This is a genomic window from Aeromonas sp. R5-1, from assembly GCF_040908265.1.
GTDB classification, from domain to species: Bacteria; Pseudomonadota; Gammaproteobacteria; order Enterobacterales; family Aeromonadaceae; genus Aeromonas; species Aeromonas caviae.
This window is the reverse complement of sequence record NZ_JBFODJ010000124.1, coordinates 1-17,689: the sequence shown is the minus strand read 5'-3', so window position 1 is coordinate 17,689 and position 17,689 is coordinate 1. Positions and strand designations below refer to the sequence as shown.

Here is a 17,689-nt window from a genome sequence, read left to right as displayed (position 1 = left end):
TAATGCCGATCAGTTAAGGATCCATTGACCGATCCTCAGGCTGTGTAAGAATCCGAAACTCCTTGTTGGGTTTCGGATTTTTTTATGCGTATCGACCAAGCTCTCGACTTCATTCACGCCTGTCCTCCCGGAAAGTTTGAGTCCCTGTCTGACCTGCTGTCACCTGAACTGGTGCAGGCTTGCTTGGCCGAGACGGGCTCCGTCTCCTTGCGCCGACGGCGCATGCCCATGGAGCGGGTGCTATGGGCCATTATCGGGATGTCCTTGTTTCGTCATGTCCCTATGGCCCAGCTGGCCAACCAGCTCGATATCCTGTTACCCGGCGACCGGCCGTTTGTCGTCCCCAGCGCCTTCATCCAGGCGCGCCAAAAACTGGCTGACCAAGCCGTTCGACAGGTGTTCCAGCAGACCGCCACACTCTGGCATCAGCAGTGTCAGCACCCCACCTGGGCCGGCTTGCAGCTGCTGGCCGTGGACGGGGTGGTCTGGCGCACGCCCGATACTCCGGACAATGCCGGCGCCTTTGCCAAGTCGAAAACCGTCCAGGGGGAGACGCAATATCCCCAGGTCCGCATGTTGTGTCAGATGGAGCTGACCAGTCATCTGCTGACCCAGACAGTGATGGACTCCTGTGCGGTAAACGAGATGGTGTTGGCAGAGCAACTGATTGAAAAAACACCCGATAATAGCCTGACCCTGTTCGATAAGGGCTTCTACTCACTGGGGTTACTCCATGCCTGGCAACGCCAGGGCGTAGCGCGTCACTGGCTTATTCCGCTGAAAAAGGGGGCTCAATACGAGGTCATCCGCAAGCTGGGGCGGCAGGATGTGCTGGTACGCCTCAGTGCCAGTCCGCAGGCCAAGAAGAAGTGGAGCGAGTTGCCGGAGCAGTTCGAAGCCCGGCTGCTGACCCGGACGGTAAACGGCAAGGAGCGGCAGGTGCTGACCTCGCTCACCGACCCGCTGCGCTTCCCGGCCAGCGAGTTGATGGAGCTATACCAGAATCGCTGGGAAATCGAGCTGGGCTATCGGGAGATGAAACATAGCCTGCAACAGCACCGGCTGACGCTGCGCAGCAAGAAACCCGATGGAGTAAGGCAGGAGCTATGGGGCTTGGTATTGGCCTATAACCTACTGAGATATCAGATGGTTAGGATGGCGGCGAGCTTAAAGGGCTATACGGCCAGCCAGTTGAGCTTTCACATGGCATCGGTGTATCTGCTGCATGAACTCAGTTGCCTGCCGTTTGTGTCACCGGGCATGGTTCCAGGGCGTGTCGCTGAGTTGGACAAACAGGCAGAGCAGTTCAAGTTACCCGCCCGCCGAGAACGAAGTTACCCAAGGTGCATCAAAGCCAAACCACAGAAGTATGCGACGAGAAAACCTAGTAAAAACAATGCCAGTCAGGCTTAACTGACTGGCATTAGCCCAGGGCTCCCTTTTTTTGTCTGTGTCGACGAAGTTAGCCGAGCTTGGCCAGCATCGGCTTGGTCACCAGCACGATGCCCTGCTCGGAGCGGTAGAAGCGGCGTGCATCCTCGTCCGCGTTCTCCCCCACCACCAGGCCGTCTGGCAGCTTGCATCCCTTGTCCACCACCACCCGGCGCAAGCGGCAACCAGCCCCGATCTCGACCCCGGGGAAGATCACCGCCTGATCCAGGGTACAGAAGGAGTGCACCCGCACGTTGGTGAACAGCACCGAGTTGAGCACGAAGGAGCCGCTCACGATGGAGCCCCCCGCGAACATGGAGTTGATGGTCATGCCGTGCTGGCCGTTTCTGTCCTGCACGAACTTGGCCGGGGGCGACATGTTCTGGCTGGTCCAGATGGGCCAGTTCTCGTCATAGATGTCGAGCTCGGGCACCACGGAGGCAAGGTCCATGTTCGCCTCCCAGAACGAATCCAGGGTCCCCACGTCGCGCCAGTAGGGTTTTTGCCCCTCCTTGGCCCCGACACAGGACATGTTGAACGGGTGGGCAAAGGCCTTGCCCTCCCCCACGATGCGCGGGATCACGTCCATGCCGAAGTCGTGCTTGGACTCCTGGTTGTGGATGTCCTCTTCCAGCAACTGGTAGAGGTACTCCGCCTCGAAGATGTAGATGCCCATGGAGGCCAGCGAGCGATCCTCGCAGCCCGGCATGGCAGGCGGATTGGCCGGTTTCTCCACGAAGGCGCGGATCTTGCGTTGCTCGTCGATGTCCATGACGCCGAAAGCCGATGCCTCGCAGCGTGGTACCTCGATACAGGCCACCGTCACCTTGGCACCGAGGCGCACGTGATCCAGCAGCATGACGGCGTAGTCCATCTTGTAGATGTGATCCCCTGCCAGCACCACGATGTACTTGGGACCGTAGTCACGGATGATGTCGACGTTCTGGTAGATGGCGTCTGCGGTGCCGCGATACCAGTGCACCTCGTCCACCCGCTGCTGGGCGGGCAGCAGGTCGATGAACTCGTTCATCTGGTAGCGCAGGAAAGACCAGCCCGATTGCAGGTGGCGCAACAGGCTGTGGGACTTGTACTGGGTCACCACACCCACCCGGCGGATGCCGGAGTTGATGCAGTTGGAAAGCACGAAGTCGATGATACGGAATTTGCCGCCAAAGTGGACGGCGGGCTTGGCGCGGTTATCGGTCAACTGCTTCAGGCGGCTGCCCCGTCCCCCTGCGAGCACCAAGGCCATACTCTGATTCAATAGTTGCCGTGCTTTGGCGGTGTCTACGGGTTCTAGCAACATATCTACCTCTGCTCTGTTGGGGCTGTTTTCAACCCATCTTCGCTTTTTTTACAGACCATGAAAGTGTTTTCACTCACATTTAGTTGCATTCCGCCGGCGCTTTATCGTGGAGTTGCGTGAGTACTCATGTTTTGCGCCAGCGACTTGGTTAGAATTTCTACATCATGAACATCATCAAGGATGAAACGATGTTGAATAAACATGAGGGAAACCTGCTGCTGGTCAGCGCACTGGTCTGCATTCCCATGCTGCTGTTGCAGGGAGTGCTGCTCGCCCCCCCCCGCCTCACCGCTCACCCTGCTGCTGGTCCTGATGACCACCCTGACGGGATTCGCCCTGCAGCTCTTTCTCACCCACAGCGTGCGCCGTGGGGAAAAGGCGAGGCAGGAGCAACGCTGGCTGCTGGCGCTGCAGCAGCGGGATCCCGCCATGCTCGACAGCGTACAGGCACAAACGGCTCTGCGCCAGCTCCTTGCATCCTTCAATGAGGCCGAGATCGATGCCCACCGCCAGATCACCGAATTGCACAATCAGGCGACCCGGGACGAGATGACGGGGCTTGGCAACCGCCACGCCTTCCGGCGCGATCTGACCGAGCTGCTGCAACAGGAAAACACCCAGACCGCCATCCTGGTGCTCATCCGCGCCACCGAGCTCGGGACCCTCAACGCCCAGCGCGGCTTCCAGTCCGGGGATGCCTACATCCGGGACATCGCCGCCCTCATCAGCCACACCGTCAGCCGCTTCCCGGGCCACCGGGTCTATCGCATCTCGGGGGCCGATTTTGCCGTCCTGCTGCCTCCCCTGGCCCAGATCCCGCCCCATCTGCTGGGACGGGATCTGAAGCTCGCCTTCGATCGCTATCAGCACGATCACGAGCTCGAGAGCGCCGCCTACTCGGGCATGACCCGCCTGAGCAGCGAGCAGAAGATAGAGGCCATTCTGGCCCGGGCGGATCTCGCGCTGGCCCGTGCCCAGACAGAGGTGGTCAATGGCTGGGCCATCCAGCAGAACGACGAGGTGGTCGAGGTGCAGGGTCAGCGTCACTGGACCCAGGTGCTGACCGATCTGCTGGAGCAGGAGAGCATCAGCTTCACCTGCCAGCCCATCCAGCCCCTGCATCGCGGCATGCTCGCCTACCACGAGATCTATCCCCGTTTCAGCAGCAGCGACGGCACCGTGCTGCCAAGCGATACCCTGCTCGCCATGGCGCAGCGGCTGGACATGGTACTGCGCCTGACCCAGATGGTGATCCGCCACGTCATCCGCCAATACCGTGCCTTCGGAGGCCACAACAGCCGGTGGGGTCTCAATCTGCCGGGCTCCCTGCTGCAAAACAGCGCCTTTCTCATCTGGCTGGATCACCAGTTGCAAAAAGACCCCGACATCGGGGCCAACCTGGTGTTCGAGCTCGACGAGGAGCACCTGGAGCGCAACCTGACCGGGTCCAGGCGGCTGTTCGAGCTGCTCAGGCGCCACGGCAGCCGCTCGGCCATCTGCAACTTCGGCAAGGGGATCGGCTCCTTCAGCCTGTTTCGCGAGCTCAAACCCGACTACATCAAGCTGGACCCCGGTCTCATCACCGAGCTGGAGCAGGATCTCACCAACCAGCAGTTCGTGCGGATGATCGTCGACGTCTCCCATCGCATGGGCTGCCTGGTGATCGCGGAAGGGGTGGAACAGATAGGCCAGAAGCAGATGCTGCAGAGCATGTATGTGGACGGCTTGCAGGGCTACCTCATCGCCCGGCCCCAGGAGCTGGGACCGGAGATCGGTCAGATGGGGATCTTCACGGAGACGGTTTCAGCTTCAACAGGGTCAGAATGATGTCGTTGAGCTGGCGATAGCGCTCCAGCTCCTTCTGATCGTAACGGGTCGCCAGCATGGTCGGGTTGTGGCGATGCTTGAGGTAGCGGTTGATCTGCAGGCGGTTGAACCCGGCCACCTTGTAGATCTGGCCGAGCAGGGCATTGAGCTCGTCGTCCGCCAGCCCGGCCCGGGTCAGGTAATCGGGTTGGGACGGGCTCTCCTGGCGGGCCGTGACCTTCTCCAGCTGGCCACGCTCCTGCAAATAGGTGAGCCACTGCTCCACGTAGAGCGGCTTGCAGCCCCCCAGTAGATTGAAGTACCCCACGGCATCGCAGCGGCACCCGCTCAGCAGCACCAGGGCCAGCTCGTCGCTGTCACACTGAAAGCTCACCGGGCCGCTCTGGCTCCAGTCCAGCGCCTGCACCTGGATCCTCCCCTGCGCCCCCGCCTTCGTGGTCACGTCAAAGACAAACATGGCACCTCCCGATCGGCAAAGGGTTGATGATGACCCATCCCCGGGACGGGTGCAAAGGCAAATCGCCTTTTCATGGCCCATGGCGGCCATAAAAAACCGGCCCCCCGAAGGGGGCCGGTTCATCACAATCCGGCAGGACGGCAGACTCAGGCGTCCAGTTCCACCAGCGCCTTGGCCAGCTCGATGGGCTCGAGCTCCTGGCCTTCCAGATCGGCGTTCCAGTTCGGGCCGACCAGCACGTCGTCCTCGTCCAGATCGTTGATCCAGATGTCCAGGAACTCTTCGAGCTCGATCACTTCCGGCTCGTAATCCGCCCACTCGTCCACGCAGTGCAGGCGGGCATCCCCTTCGGCGGACCAGAGCGGCATCACGTCCGCATCTTCGAACTCGGCGGAGCGGCACACCACCCAGTCTTCACCGTAGCGCAGACCCCACACCTGACCCGACTCGCGGACTTCTTCGATGAACAGCTGGAAATTGGCGTCAAGATTGTCAGTTAGTTTGCTCATGGGGTCTCTCTCTTGCAAAGCAATGGCAGGCTGTCGGCCAGGCTGGCCGAGAATGGGGCAGATGGTGTCCCAAAAGCCCCCCAGACTCAAGCCTTATCCCGAAAAAGCGGGGAGAAAGGCCGTCAGATGCGATATTTCGCCACCAGGGCCCCCAGCTCGTCGCAGGCCAGCGCCAGTTGCCCGGATGCCTGCTCGGTCAGCCGGTTCTGGGCCAGGGCATCCGCCGCCAGCTGGGTGATGGCCACCAGCCGCTGGTTGATCTCCTCCGCCGCCCGGCTCTGCTCCGCCGCCGCCGTGGCAATCTGCCCATTCATGGCAGTAATGGTGTGGACGGATCCATCGATGGCATTGATGGCGACATCCGCATCGCCGGCCCTGTCCGCCGTCGCGCGGGAGAGCTGCTGCAACTGGCTGATGCCGCTGACCACCTTGCCGGCCCCCTCCTGCAGCCGCTGGATCATCTGCCGGATCTCGTCGGTGGAGCAGTGGGTGCGGGTCGCCAGGGTACGCACCTCGTCGGCGACCACCGCAAAGCCGCGCCCCTGCTCCCCGGCCCGTGCCGCTTCAATGGCGGCGTTGAGGGCCAGCAGGTTGGTCTGCTCCGCCACCACGCGAATGACGTCGAGCACGGAGCCAATCTGCTGAGTCTCCTGCTCGAGGCGGCTCACCGCCTGTACCGTCTCCACCATCTCGTCCGCCAGCTGGCTGATGGACTCCCGGGTCTGGACCACCACCTCGCGGCCATGCTGGGCCAGATTGAGGGCCGAGTCCGCCGCGTCGGCGGCCTGGGCCGCGTGCTGGCCCACTTCGCGGCTGCTCACCGTCATCTGCTCCATGGCGCTGGCCACCCGCAGGGTATCCTGCTCCTGGCCGGTGACGATGGCGCCGGTACGCTCCACCACCTCGGCCAGCTGGTGGGCATGCACCCGGTTCTGATCCGCTATCTGCTGGCTGCGGGCCACCAGCTGCGCCATCTGGCTGGCGAAGAGGTTGAAGTTGATGCTGAGCTGGCTCAGCTCGTCACGCCCCGACTCCGGCAGACGTACCCGCAGATCCCCCTCCCCCCTGGCGATGTTGCCAAGGGCCGAGACCGAGCGGGAGAGGGGCACGACGATGCTGCGCACAATGAGGCCGACCACGGCAAACAGCAGGAGGGCCAGCACCAGCCCGATCCCCAGCAGGGTGTGCAGCACCTCCCGGTACTGGGCCTCGACGTCGTCCACATAGACGCCGGTGCCGATGATCCAGTCCCAGGGGGCAAAGCGCTTGATGTAGGAGATTTTGCGTACCGGTTCGTCCACCCCCGGCTTGGGCCAGTAGTAGGCCACCTCCCCCGCGCCCTGGGCCCGGGCCAGATCGGCGAAGGCGACGAACAGCCTGAGCCCCTGCTTGTCCTCCACCCCGGAGAGATCCTTGCCGTCCAGCTCGGGTTTCATGGGGTGCATCACCATGGTGGGGTGGCTGTCGTTGATCCAGAAGTAGTCATCGTTGCCGTAACGCAACCCCTTGATCAGCGCCAGCGCCTCGGCCTTGGCGCTCGCCTCGTCCAGCTCCCCCTTGCGCACCCTGGCTTCCAGCCCCGCCACCAGGCTGTAGGCGGTCTCCACCTGGACCTGGGTCTGGCGGCTCTTCTCACCCATCAGCCCCTGCTGATAGATCTGCAGGCAGAAGAACAGCAACAGTCCCAGCAGCGCCAGCACCATCAGGGTCACCAGCGACAGACGCCGACCGATACTCCATTGTCTCAACATACCCTCGCCCCGCAGCAGCTACATATCCTTAACACAAGGTATGCCGCCGCGACGCGGGCTGTCCACGATGTCAGCAAAAGCGATGCCAAAAACATGATCCAGCCCCAAAAACAAGAAAGGGTGCCCAGTGGCACCCTTTCTCGTGGTCGACAGGAAGAGGTATCACCGCTCCCAGTACACCTCTTCCAGGCTGTCTTCCTTCTCCGGCAACCCGCGGGAGAGGCGCGGGCTGCTCTGGGCCAGCACCTCGTAGCTCACCCGGTTGGCGTACTTGCACACCTGGGCCAGAGAGGAGTAGGTCAGGAATTCCGAGAGATGCTTGGCGGAGTTCGGCACGTTCATGCGGTGGTAGGCGTTCGCCACCATGTCGTGCAGCACGGCGGACAGCGCCCCGTCCCCTGCCCCGTTGGTGTTCTTGATCTTCTCCGGGCCGCCCATGTAGGGGGAGATGTGGGAGTAGATACGCGCAGGCTTGCGGCACTTGTCCCGGGCCATGGGGCGGCTGAACTCGTACATGTTGAACTCGGGGATGACGCCGGGCAGCAGGGTGTGGGTGGTCTCGCGCTTGTAGTCCTCGTCGGTGTAGCTCGCCATGTAGAGGCCGATGGGGCCGGCGGTGCAGAGCACCATGTCCGCCCAGTCCAGCGCCTTGTCGGCCGCGCCGAGGGGATCCTTTATCCCGGTCAGGGCCTCCGCCTCGTCCTCGTTCATGGCGAGCACGGTCACGTTCTCGCTGATGAAATCACGCCACCACTGGGGATTCTCGTCGATGACGAAGCGGGTGCCCAGGGTCAGCACCACGGGCACCCCGGCCTCGCGGGCATAGCGCACCGCGGCCATGGCGGCCTCCTTCATGGGGGTGCCGTCAGCGCCGCGCACCAGATAGGCGGTGATCACCAGGGCCGAGGCCTCCTTGATGATGGTCTCGGGGATGTGGTCCACATCCAGGTGATCCATCTTGCCGGCGTTGATGCCAAAGCTGCGCTCTCCCCCTTCGGTGATGAAGGTGAAGCAGCGCCCGACCGGGCCGTCCACCGGCTGCAGGTAGTCGAGGTTGACCCGGGAGGAGGTGTTGCACAGATAGCGGTAGGCATAGCTGCCGATGCGGATGTCCTGGCTCATGACGCCAAGCAGGATGGAGTGGGAGTCCGCCAGCACGGAGTAGTTGTGCATGGTGTTGCCGATGGTGCCGCCGGCAAATTCGCTCACCACCATGTTGTTGGCCTTGAGCTCGTCGTAGACCAGCTCCGCCACCTCGTCGGAGATGAGCATGGAGTGGCCCTTGCTCAGGCCGTACCGGTTCAGGAAGTCTTCGTCCACATGGGCTTCGATATCCACCAGAGTCTGATCGATGCCCACTACATAGGCCTTGCCCAGTTCGGTGAGCTGGGAGTTCTGCGGGATCAGGGGATCACGTCTGTCGACCGGGAAGTAGTGTTTGGACTTGCGCTGACCGGGAAATTTCATGGCAATCTTCTGTGCTCTGGGGAAAAGAGGGGCGGGATTTTAACACAATCCACCACGCCGAAAAGTCGCACGATTGAATTTTGAGGTCAGTATAGACAAGGGTTTGCGAGGAAAACGTTTGACTTGTCTGCCACAAAAAACCACCCCGTGGCGGGGTGGTGTTGCGGGATGACATTCAGCTTGCCGAGAGCCCCTGCACCAGGCCCAGCACCGAGAAAATCCCCAGCGACAGCCAGAAGAAGAGGGTGCCGAAGAGGCGCGGCATGTTGGGAGCCCTGGGGATCTGGATGCCGATGGCATGCAGGATGCGACCCACCAGCAGCAGCACACCGCCCAGGTGCAACCAGAGCGCCCCGACCCCCGCCAGTTCGCACAGGGCCATCAGCAGCAGGGTGAGGGGCACGTACTCGGCAAAGTTGCCGTGGGCGCGGATCGCGGCCAGCATCTCGGGGGCTTCCCCCTCCCCTATCATCACCCTGAACTGGGCGCGGCGCTTGACCACCCAGAAGGAGAGCAGCAGAAACAAGAGCCCGAGCAGGCCGGCGTAAATCAGCGTGATATGCATCATCAGGACACTCCTTTATCGTTGAATCCGAACGTCCGCCACGTCGGGCACCGGATGAGAACGGTCATCATGCCAGCTCGCGACAGATGAGGGAAACCATCATTCGGATATGGGCCTGATCGCTGTTGAGGGCTGGGATGTATTCAAACTGCTCGCCACCGGCGGCCATGAAGATCTCCCGGTTCTGCACCTGGATCTCCTCCAGGGTCTCGAGGCAATCCGCCGAGAAGGCCGGGCAGATGACATCGAGCCGCTTGACGCCGCGAGAGGGCAATTCGCCCACGGTCAGGTCCGTGTAGGGCTTGAGCCACTCCTCCTTGCCAAAGCGGGACTGGAAGCTCGCGGTCCACTGCTCCGGGGCCAGCCCCAGCGCCTCCGCCAGCAGGGCGGCGGTGCGCCTGCACTGATGACCATAAGGATCCCCTTCCCGCTCGTAGCGCTCGGGAATGCCGTGGAAGGACATCAGCAGATGCTCCCCCTGGCCGTGCTGCTCCCAGTGGCGACGCACGCTCATGGCCAGCGCCTGGATGTACTCCGGGTGGGCATGGTAATCGCGGATGAGCCGCACCACCGGCAGATTGCGCTCGGTTTTCATCGCCCTGGCCCAGGCGTCGAACACCGAGGCGGTGGTACTGACCGAATACTGGGGATAGAGCGGCAGCAGGATCACCCGGTTGACCCCCTGGGCCTTGAGGGCCTGCCAGCCATCGGCCAGCGACGGGGCGCCATAGGTCATGGCGAGCGCCACCGGCACCTCGACCCCTTCCCGCTTGAGCTCGTGCTCCAGGGCCGCGCGCTGCTGCTGGCTGATGACCATCAGGGGGGAGCCCTGCTCGGTCCACACCTGCTGATAGAGCTTGGCCACCTTGGGGGAGCGGGTCGGCAGGATGATGAAGTGAAGCAGGGGGCACCAGAGGTAGCGCGGCAGGTCGACGACCCGCTGATCGTGCAGAAACTGGCTGAGAAACGCCTTGACCGCCGCCGTGGTCGGCGCGGCCGGGGTACCCAGATTGACCAGCAAGATCCCGGTTTTCGTGGTCACGTTAGCATCCTGTCGTTCTGTGTCGTGGGAATGGAATGCAAGAAAGGGCCCGGTATGGACCCTTTTCTCACTCTCGTAGCCAGCCGGCGAACGGCTGCGTCCTGCCGGCCCTGAATGGCTTAACCGAGAATGGCGGCCAGTTGCTGGCTGACCAGATCCACCGGCTGGGTGCCGTCGATCTTGACGTAACGGGTGTTGCCCGCTTCCGCTTCCTTGCCGTAGAAACCGATGAGCGGCGCGGTCTGCTGATGGTAGACATCCAGACGCTTGCGCACTGTGCTCTCTTCGTCGTCGGCACGGATCACCAGATCCTCGCCGGTCACGTCATCCTTGCCTTCCACTTTCGGCGGGTTGAACACCACGTGGTAGGTACGGCCGGAGCCGGAGTGCACGCGGCGGCCGCTCATGCGCTTGACGATCTCTTCGTCCGGCACGTCGAATTCCAGCACGAAGTCCACGGTCACACCGGCATCCTTCATGGCTTGCGCCTGGGGAATGGTGCGGGGGAAGCCGTCCAGCAGGAAGCCGTTGGCGCAATCCGGTTGCGCGATGCGTTCTTTGACCAGGCCGATGATGATGTCGTCGGAGACGAGCTGACCTGCGTCCATCACGGCTTTGGCCTTGAGGCCCAGCTCGGTACCCGCCTTGATCGCCGCACGCAGCATGTCGCCGGTGGAGATCTGCGGAATACCGTGTTTTTCCATGATGAACTGAGCCTGGGTACCCTTGCCGGCGCCCGGAGCTCCCAACAGAACAATGCGCATACACGCTCCTAGTTGATTGGTTATTCAATTCTTGAGAAGGCAAAAAACTACACGTTTTCGCCCGTATTAACAAGCTCGCCCCGTGTGAGTGGCCAGATTATCACCACACTCCCGCCCCGTCTCTGCGACCAAAGACGCAGACGACGACCATGAAAAATGATTGAAAATGCAGCAGCGCACCAGAGGGGAACGGCCAAAAAAAAGCCCACTGTCATGCAGTGGGCCAATCACAATCACATCACGCCTGGAGTAGCAGACGGTTGATACGGGAGACGAAGCTCGCCGGATCATTGAGACCGCCCTGCTCCGCCAGCTGGGCCTGCTCGTGCAGGAGGGAGACCCACTCGCCAAACAGGCTCTCATCCTCGATGGTGCCGAGCTTCTTCACCAGGGCATGGTCTGGGTTGAGCTCCAGGATGTACTTCTGCTCCGGCACCGGCTGACCGGCGGCGCGCATCAGCTTGATCATCTGGGTGCTCATGCCGTGGGCGTCGGTGACGATGCAGGACGGCGAGTTGGTCAGACGGTGGGTGACGCGCACCTCTTTCACCGCCTCCCCGAGGCTCTTCTTGACCCGCTCCACCAGACCGGCGTTGGCTTTTTCAGCCTCTTCCTGCGCCTGCTTGGAGGCGTCGTCTTCCAGATCCCCGAGATCCAGTTCGCCACGGGTGACGGAGACCAGTTGCTTGCCGTCGAACTCGGTCAGGTGGCTCATCAGCCACTCGTCCACCCGCTCCCACATCAGCAGCACTTCGACGCCCTTCTTGCGGAAGATCTCCAGATGCGGGCTGTTCTTGGCAGCGGCATAAGAGTCGGCGGTGATGTAGTAAATCTTCTGCTGGCCTTCCTTCATGCGGCCAACGTAATCCTCGAGAGAGACGGTCTGGGCTTCGCCCTCGCCGGCGGTGCTGGCAAAGCGCAAGAGCTTCGCGATCTCTTCCCGGTTGGCGTAATCCTCGGCCGGGCCCTCTTTGAGCACATTGCCGAACTCGCTCCAGAACTTGGCGTACTTCTCGGCATCGTCTTTCGCCAGCTTGTTGAGCATGGTGAGCACGCGCTTGGAGCAGGCCTTGCGCAGGGAGGCGGTCACCTTGTTGTCCTGCAGAATTTCACGGCTGACGTTGAGCGGCAGATCGTTGGAGTCCAGCACCCCTTTCACGAAGCGCAGGTAGGTCGGCATGAACTGCTCGGCGTCGTCCATGATGAAGACGCGCTGCACGTAGAGTTTCAGGCCGTGCTTCTGCTCGCGGTTGTAGAGATCGAAGGGCGCGCGGGCCGGGATGTAGAGCAGGCTGGTGTACTCCTGGGCCCCTTCCACCCGGTTGTGACCCCACAGCAGCGGATCTTCGAAGTCGTGGGCGACGTGCTTGTAGAACTCCTGATACTCCTCGTCCTTGATGTCCTTCGGGTTGCGGGTCCAGAGCGCAGTGGCGCGGTTGACCTGCTCCCACTCCCCCGGGGTGCCGACGATGGTTTCACCGTCTTCTTCCCGATCCGGAGTGCCCTCCTTGAACATCTCCACCGGCACGCTGATGTGGTCGGAGTATTTGCTGACCACGGAGCGCAGACGCCAGTCGTCCAGGAACTCCTCTTCATCGCTGCGCAGGTGCAGGATGACGTCGGTGCCGCGACCGGCTTTGGTCACGTCAGCCACGGTGAAGGAGCCTTCCCCTTGTGATTCCCACTGCACGCCCTGCTCCGGCGCGGTGCCTGCGGCGCGGGAGACCACGGTCACCTTGTCGGCCACGATGAAGGCGGAGTAGAAGCCCACCCCGAACTGGCCGATCAGCTGGGAATCCTTGCCCTGGTCACCGGAGAGGTGCTTGAAGAACTCGGCGGTGCCGGACTTGGCGATGGTGCCCAGGTGCTCGATCACCTGGTCACGGGTCATGCCGATGCCGTTGTCCGAAATGGTCAGGGTCTTGTTCTCTTTGTCCACCACCAGGCGCACGCGCAACTGGCCGTCGTTTTCGAACAAAGAGGCATCGGAAAGCGCCTTGAAGCGCAGCTTGTCCGCCGCATCGGAGGCGTTGGAAATCAGCTCGCGCAGGAATACTTCTTTGTTGGAGTAGAGGCTGTGAGCCATCAGGCTCAGCAGTTGTTTGACTTCAGTCTGAAAGCCGTGGGTTTCGGCGTGAACACTTTGGGTCATCGACCAGTCCTCAAAACGTCGGGTTGAACAGATTCCCAAGCTAGATGGGGTTGGCCTTTCAAATATCAAGGGGCTTGCGTGCAAACTTGAGAGCAAATTTGCACACCGGCCCCTCGCTTGGCCCACACAGGCAACCCCCTCCCGGCCTCCCCCTTCATAAGGGGGAGGTGCACCGTCGTCCCCTGTCTGGCGAAGGGGTCAGACTGGAATCGAGAGGGGTGACATATAGCGGGGTCAGCCTTGCTCTCCCCTGCCAAAGGGAGGGCTGGGGTGGGGTGCGTTGCTCCCTCCTCTGCCAAGGGGAAGCATGAGGTGGGATCCGTTGCCCCCTCCCCTGCCAAAGGGGGCATGGGGCGGGCTCCGTTGCTTTCTTCCCTGCCAAAGGGAGGAGTGGGGCAAGATCCATTGCTCCCTCCCCTATCAAGGGGAGGGCCGGGGTGGGGTTCGTTGCTTTCTCCCCTGCCAAAGAGAGGAGTGGGGCAAGATCCATTGCTCCCTCCCCTGCCAAGGGGAGGGCCGGGGTGGGGTCCGTGGTGTCTTTAGCTCAGGCGCTGGCGCCCCATCAGGGAGTGGGAGAGCGTGGTGCCATCCACCAGCTCCAGCTCCCCGCCCACCGGCACACCGTGGGCGATGCGGCTCACCTCCACCCCGGCGGAGCGGGCCATGTCGGCGATGTACCAGGCGGTGGCATCCCCCTCGATGGTGGGGTTGGTGGCGAGGATCAGCTCCTTGATCTGCTCCTCCTTGAGGCGGCGCTCCAGGATATCGAGCCCCAGCTCCTCGGGGCCGATGCCGTCAAGGGGCGACAGGTGCCCCATCAGCACGAAGTAACGGCCGGAGAACTGGCCGGTCTGCTCGATGGCGGCCACGTCCGCCGGGCTCTCCACCACACAGAGCAGGCCGTTCTCCTCGCGCTTGGGATTGGCGCAAATATCGCAGCGATCGTTCTCGGTAAAGGTGCGGCAGTGGCTGCAATGACCGATTTCGGTGAGCGCCCGATTGAGCAGGGAGGCCAGACGCAGGCCGCCGCTGCGCTCGCGCTCCAGCAGGGTGAACGCCATGCGCTGGGCCGATTTCGGGCCCACGCCCGGCAAGACCTGCAGCGCCTTCATCATCTCATCGAGCAGGGGACTGAATTTCATGGGGATATCCTTTAAAGCCGCGCCGAAGGAGTGATTCGGCCCGCTTGCCTGAAGCGGTGCCGACGCCTCCATCCGAACCTATCTTGTTGGCGCAGGACTATACCCGAGCCGGCCCCGGGCGCCAATGGCCGGATCCCGCCACAGTGCCTGACGGCCCAACATCACCCCGGTCGGGGCGCAGCACTGAGCGGCAACCTCCCCTTCCCCTCTCCCCACAACCCAGATCACGCCATGATTGCCAAACCAATTCCGGGGAAACCGGGAAACCCTCCCAGATTGCCCCAACTCACTCCCCACCAGCCTCCAGACAAGCCAGCACGGCCAGAAACCAGGCCCACATTGTTTGGTTTTTCTATTCGACAATCAGTTATCGTTTAGCAAAACCAAACAATAAATGCCCTCTTGAGGTCCCGATTTATGACGTTGCGCCGGTTTTCAACGGCTCCCCCTTCTGTTTTTTCACCGGCCGATTAGTATGACTCACGCGACAACCAGCTCCGTTGAGGCCGTTACTAGGGCACGGTGAGAGCTAGGGAAAGTGCGAACAAGTATCCCACGAACAAAAAATGAAAATTTTAGTCATTTAATATCAATGGGTTACCAGTAAATGCTCTCGTGCCATATGACTTATTCGCACCTTCCCTTACCCGTTTACCATAGCGGCCAAAAGTGATCCCTGGATTTGACCCCATAGATCCAGACACTTTTTCCCGCTTAGGGTTGTGATACCCGACTGCGCAGAAATTCCCGAGGTGAACGGTATCCCAAGGCGCTGTGCGGGTGGTGTTCGTTATAATGCTCAAACGCGATGGCCAAATTGCCTACCGCTGTTCGGCTATCTGGTTTCGGCATCATCTCGATATAGTCTCGCTTCATCGTCTTCACGAAGCTCTCCGCTATACCGTTGCTCTGTGGGCTTCTCACCGCCGTCGTTCTGGGCTCCAACCCGATTTCTCGTGCAAACGCGCGGGTCTCATGGGCTCGATACGCCGAGCCATTATCAGTCAGCCACTCCACCGGTGATGCCGGCAACGCATCCCCGAAGCGTCGTTCGACAGATCTCAGCATGACATCTTGCACCGTGTCACTGTCGTAACCCCCGGTGCTGGCAGCCCAGTCCAACGCCTCCCTATCGCAGCAGTCCATGGCGAACGTGACTCGTAGTTTTTCACCGTTATCGCAGCGAAACTCGAAGCCATCCGAGCACCAACGTCGATTGCTCTCTTTGACGGCAACACGCCCCTTATGTGCCTGCTGGGCCAATGGTGCAGCCGGTTTTCTTTCCAGCAGCAGGCCATGCTCTCTCATGACGCGATATACCCGTTTGGCGTTTACTACAGGCTGTCTTGTTGCCTCTGACTGACGCCGTAACAGCGCCCAGACCCGGCGATAGCCATAGGAGGGAAGTTCTGCCATCGCCTCCATGATACGGCCAAGTAAGGCTGCATCATCACGCTGGCGATGATGACGACCATCTTGCCAACCTGGTTTGCGATGAACACGAACGGATAGCTGCGCACGCGATACATTAAGGGCCTGGCTCACAGCACTTAATCGTCGTCCCCCGGCAACAAGGGCGCATGCGCAATCCATTTTTTTGCTCGACCATACTCCACGGCTTCTTTGAGGATCTCGTTCTCCATGGTCTTCTTCCCGAGCAGACGCTGGAGCTCTCGGATCTGCTTGATGGCAGCAGCCAACTCGGAGGCTGGAACAACATCCTCACCGGCGGTGATCGCCGTGAGAGAGCCTTCCTGGAATTGTTTACGCCATTTGAAAAGCTGGTTGGCGTTGACGTCGTGCAAGCGAGCGACATGAGATACGGTCATTCCGGGCTCAAAGGTCTGCTGCACGATGGAGATCTTTTCCTGCGGAGTCCGGCGTCGACGGCGCTCAGCCCCTGTTAACACTTCGACCATTTTCTCGTTGCGACTAGTACTGAACATAGTTCCAAGACTACCTCTTAAATTAAGAGGGGCGAAGTGTCTGGATCTTCAAGGGGCCAATCTAATCCCTGTTTTACTATGTCCCGCCAACTCAGCCACAATATGCTCAGCAACGTCCGCCTGCTGTAACTCATCGATGTAGCTATGCCGCAGCCCGTAAAGCGTGGGACGGCCCTGACCTACGATGCCAGCATCATTGAAGTGGCGTTGGAAGCGACAGGTGATGTTATGCGCCCAGTCGTCGTCTTTGCCTGATGGTTTGTCGTCGAACAAAAATACCTGCCCCTGACCGCGACGACTCTCCACATAGTCCAGGAATTGATGTCCGATCAACGCACTATGTAGCGGCACGGTACGGTACGCATTGGCACTCTTGAGCTGTTGATCCACCTCTCCCGCATCGACCATCAGACACCAAATCCCCTCAACCTGTTTGATGTTCTGAGTTTTGAGCTGGCAAGCCTCGGAGGGTCGCAGCCCGGCATACAGGCACAGCAGGGGCACCCACCAGTCTTGAACTCTCAATTTTTTGCCTTTCTGGGATTGTTTGCTGCGCAGGCTGGCAAACAGCTGAGCCAGTTGAGGGCGATGCCAGCGCACTCGCTCCTCATCCGCCCGTTTGTGCGGCTTCTTGCCTGCCGTCAACCCATCAAAAGGGTTACGGCTGCAATAGTCCAGCGCCACGCACCAACGGAAGAACTGTTTCAGGGCGGCGAGGTAATCTCCTTTGGTTTTGAAACTGAGGTTGGTCTTGCGCAGCAAGCTGTTGCGGTACTCCTGCGCCAGAGCGGGCGTCACCTCATCGACTTTAACCCCTTTGGCCCAGGTGACGAAGGCGTTGATCCGAAGTTGGAGCTGGCCCACCGACCTATGCTGGATCCCCTCACTGGTTTTAGTCTCGATGAATCTCGCCAATGCGTGGGTGAGCATGATCCCACTGCTGGGGCAAGCTGGGGCATCAACAGAAGGTTCACGAGGTGTGGAAGGTGTTTGAGGAGGGATGAACCCCGCTGCTTTGAACGCGTCTAGATCGGCGCGGATCCAGCGATAGAAACTGCGGGGGGCAGTATCGGCAGGAGTAGCCGCGATAAGTGCGCGAGTACGAGCTGCCACTGCCAGGTTGCGGTCTACGGCGAGCTGACGATCTTTGGTGCAAAGGGAAGTACGGATAGCGAAGGGCAAGCCACGGTCACGTAATGACTTAGGCAGCGGGAGACGAGTGTAGTAGGTGCCGGAGGCATTTTTACTCAGATACATGATTGTTCCACCCAGTTGATCCAGGAAAAAAATCACGTAAGTCTAGAAATGAAAAAACCCGTTGAAATTCAAC

Annotated in this window: 13 protein-coding genes and 1 pseudogene; 2 read left to right on the top strand and 12 right to left on the bottom strand. The window is 61.0% G+C overall.

Going from position 1 to position 17,689, the window contains the following annotated elements:
* Positions 1 to 84: 84 nt before the first annotated feature.
* A complete protein-coding gene (locus AB5Y64_RS16810) occupies positions 85 to 1,413 on the top strand; it encodes an IS4 family transposase (protein WP_053288733.1) in 1,329 nt (442 codons plus the stop codon).
* A 49-nt stretch (positions 1,414 to 1,462) separates the two neighbouring features.
* Here AB5Y64_RS16810 and glgC read toward each other — a convergent pair whose 3' ends face one another.
* The gene (gene glgC / locus AB5Y64_RS16805) at positions 1,463 to 2,737 is read right to left on the bottom strand and encodes a glucose-1-phosphate adenylyltransferase (RefSeq protein ID WP_368204289.1); all 1,275 of its coding nucleotides are present in this window, start codon (positions 2,735 to 2,737) and stop codon (positions 1,463 to 1,465) included.
* A 188-nt stretch (positions 2,738 to 2,925) separates the two neighbouring features.
* Here glgC and AB5Y64_RS16800 point away from each other — a divergent pair.
* Positions 2,926 to 4,564 (top strand): annotated as a pseudogene (locus AB5Y64_RS16800) (EAL domain-containing protein).
* Here the strand turns inward: AB5Y64_RS16800 and AB5Y64_RS16795 are convergent.
* The 11 genes from AB5Y64_RS16795 to AB5Y64_RS16745 all read right to left on the bottom strand — a co-directional run bounded on the left by AB5Y64_RS16795 (position 4,527) and on the right by AB5Y64_RS16745 (position 17,616).
* Positions 4,527 to 5,021 carry a hypothetical protein gene (locus AB5Y64_RS16795; protein WP_010674428.1) on the bottom strand — a complete coding sequence of 165 codons (495 nt, stop codon included), beginning with the start codon at positions 5,019 to 5,021 and terminating at the stop codon, positions 4,527 to 4,529. The pseudogene AB5Y64_RS16800 and the gene AB5Y64_RS16795 overlap by 38 nt on opposite strands.
* 146 nt (positions 5,022 to 5,167) lie before the next feature.
* On the bottom strand, positions 5,168 to 5,530 hold the full coding sequence (locus tag AB5Y64_RS16790) for a DUF2750 domain-containing protein (protein ID WP_010674427.1): 363 nt from the start codon (positions 5,528 to 5,530) through the stop codon (positions 5,168 to 5,170).
* 122 nt (positions 5,531 to 5,652) lie between these two features.
* Positions 5,653 to 7,281, bottom strand: a complete 1,629-nt coding sequence (locus AB5Y64_RS16785; protein ID WP_234917418.1) for a methyl-accepting chemotaxis protein — start codon at positions 7,279 to 7,281, stop codon at positions 5,653 to 5,655.
* Between the two features lie 162 nt (positions 7,282 to 7,443).
* Positions 7,444 to 8,748: an inosine/guanosine kinase gene (locus tag AB5Y64_RS16780; protein ID WP_010674425.1), complete on the bottom strand. Its 1,305-nt coding sequence runs from the start codon at positions 8,746 to 8,748 to the stop codon at positions 7,444 to 7,446.
* 175 nt (positions 8,749 to 8,923) lie between these two features.
* Positions 8,924 to 9,316, bottom strand: a complete 393-nt coding sequence (locus AB5Y64_RS16775) for an MAPEG family protein (RefSeq protein WP_052815270.1) — start codon at positions 9,314 to 9,316, stop codon at positions 8,924 to 8,926.
* A 64-nt stretch (positions 9,317 to 9,380) separates the two neighbouring features.
* Positions 9,381 to 10,355, bottom strand: coding sequence for a ferrochelatase (gene hemH / locus AB5Y64_RS16770; protein ID WP_042017278.1), 975 nt, complete (start codon positions 10,353 to 10,355; stop codon positions 9,381 to 9,383).
* Positions 10,356 to 10,474: 119 nt separating this feature from the next.
* Positions 10,475 to 11,119, bottom strand: coding sequence for an adenylate kinase (adk, locus tag AB5Y64_RS16765; protein ID WP_161469551.1), 645 nt, complete (start codon positions 11,117 to 11,119; stop codon positions 10,475 to 10,477).
* 238 nt (positions 11,120 to 11,357) lie between these two features.
* On the bottom strand, positions 11,358 to 13,271 hold the full coding sequence (htpG, locus tag AB5Y64_RS16760; protein WP_368204287.1) for a molecular chaperone HtpG: 1,914 nt from the start codon (positions 13,269 to 13,271) through the stop codon (positions 11,358 to 11,360).
* A 539-nt stretch (positions 13,272 to 13,810) separates the two neighbouring features.
* A complete protein-coding gene (recR, locus tag AB5Y64_RS16755) occupies positions 13,811 to 14,413 on the bottom strand; it encodes a recombination mediator RecR (RefSeq protein ID WP_043156411.1) in 603 nt (200 codons plus the stop codon).
* 714 nt (positions 14,414 to 15,127) lie between these two features.
* Positions 15,128 to 16,332 (bottom strand): IS3 family transposase gene (locus tag AB5Y64_RS16750; RefSeq protein WP_117027705.1). Its coding sequence is split into 2 segments (ribosomal slippage): positions 15,128 to 16,014 and positions 16,014 to 16,332, totalling 1,206 coding nucleotides; the frame shifts between segments, so codons are not numbered across the junction.
* Between the two features lie 75 nt (positions 16,333 to 16,407).
* On the bottom strand, positions 16,408 to 17,616 hold the full coding sequence (locus AB5Y64_RS16745; RefSeq protein ID WP_223954969.1) for a site-specific integrase: 1,209 nt from the start codon (positions 17,614 to 17,616) through the stop codon (positions 16,408 to 16,410).
* Positions 17,617 to 17,689: the final 73 nt, after the last annotated feature.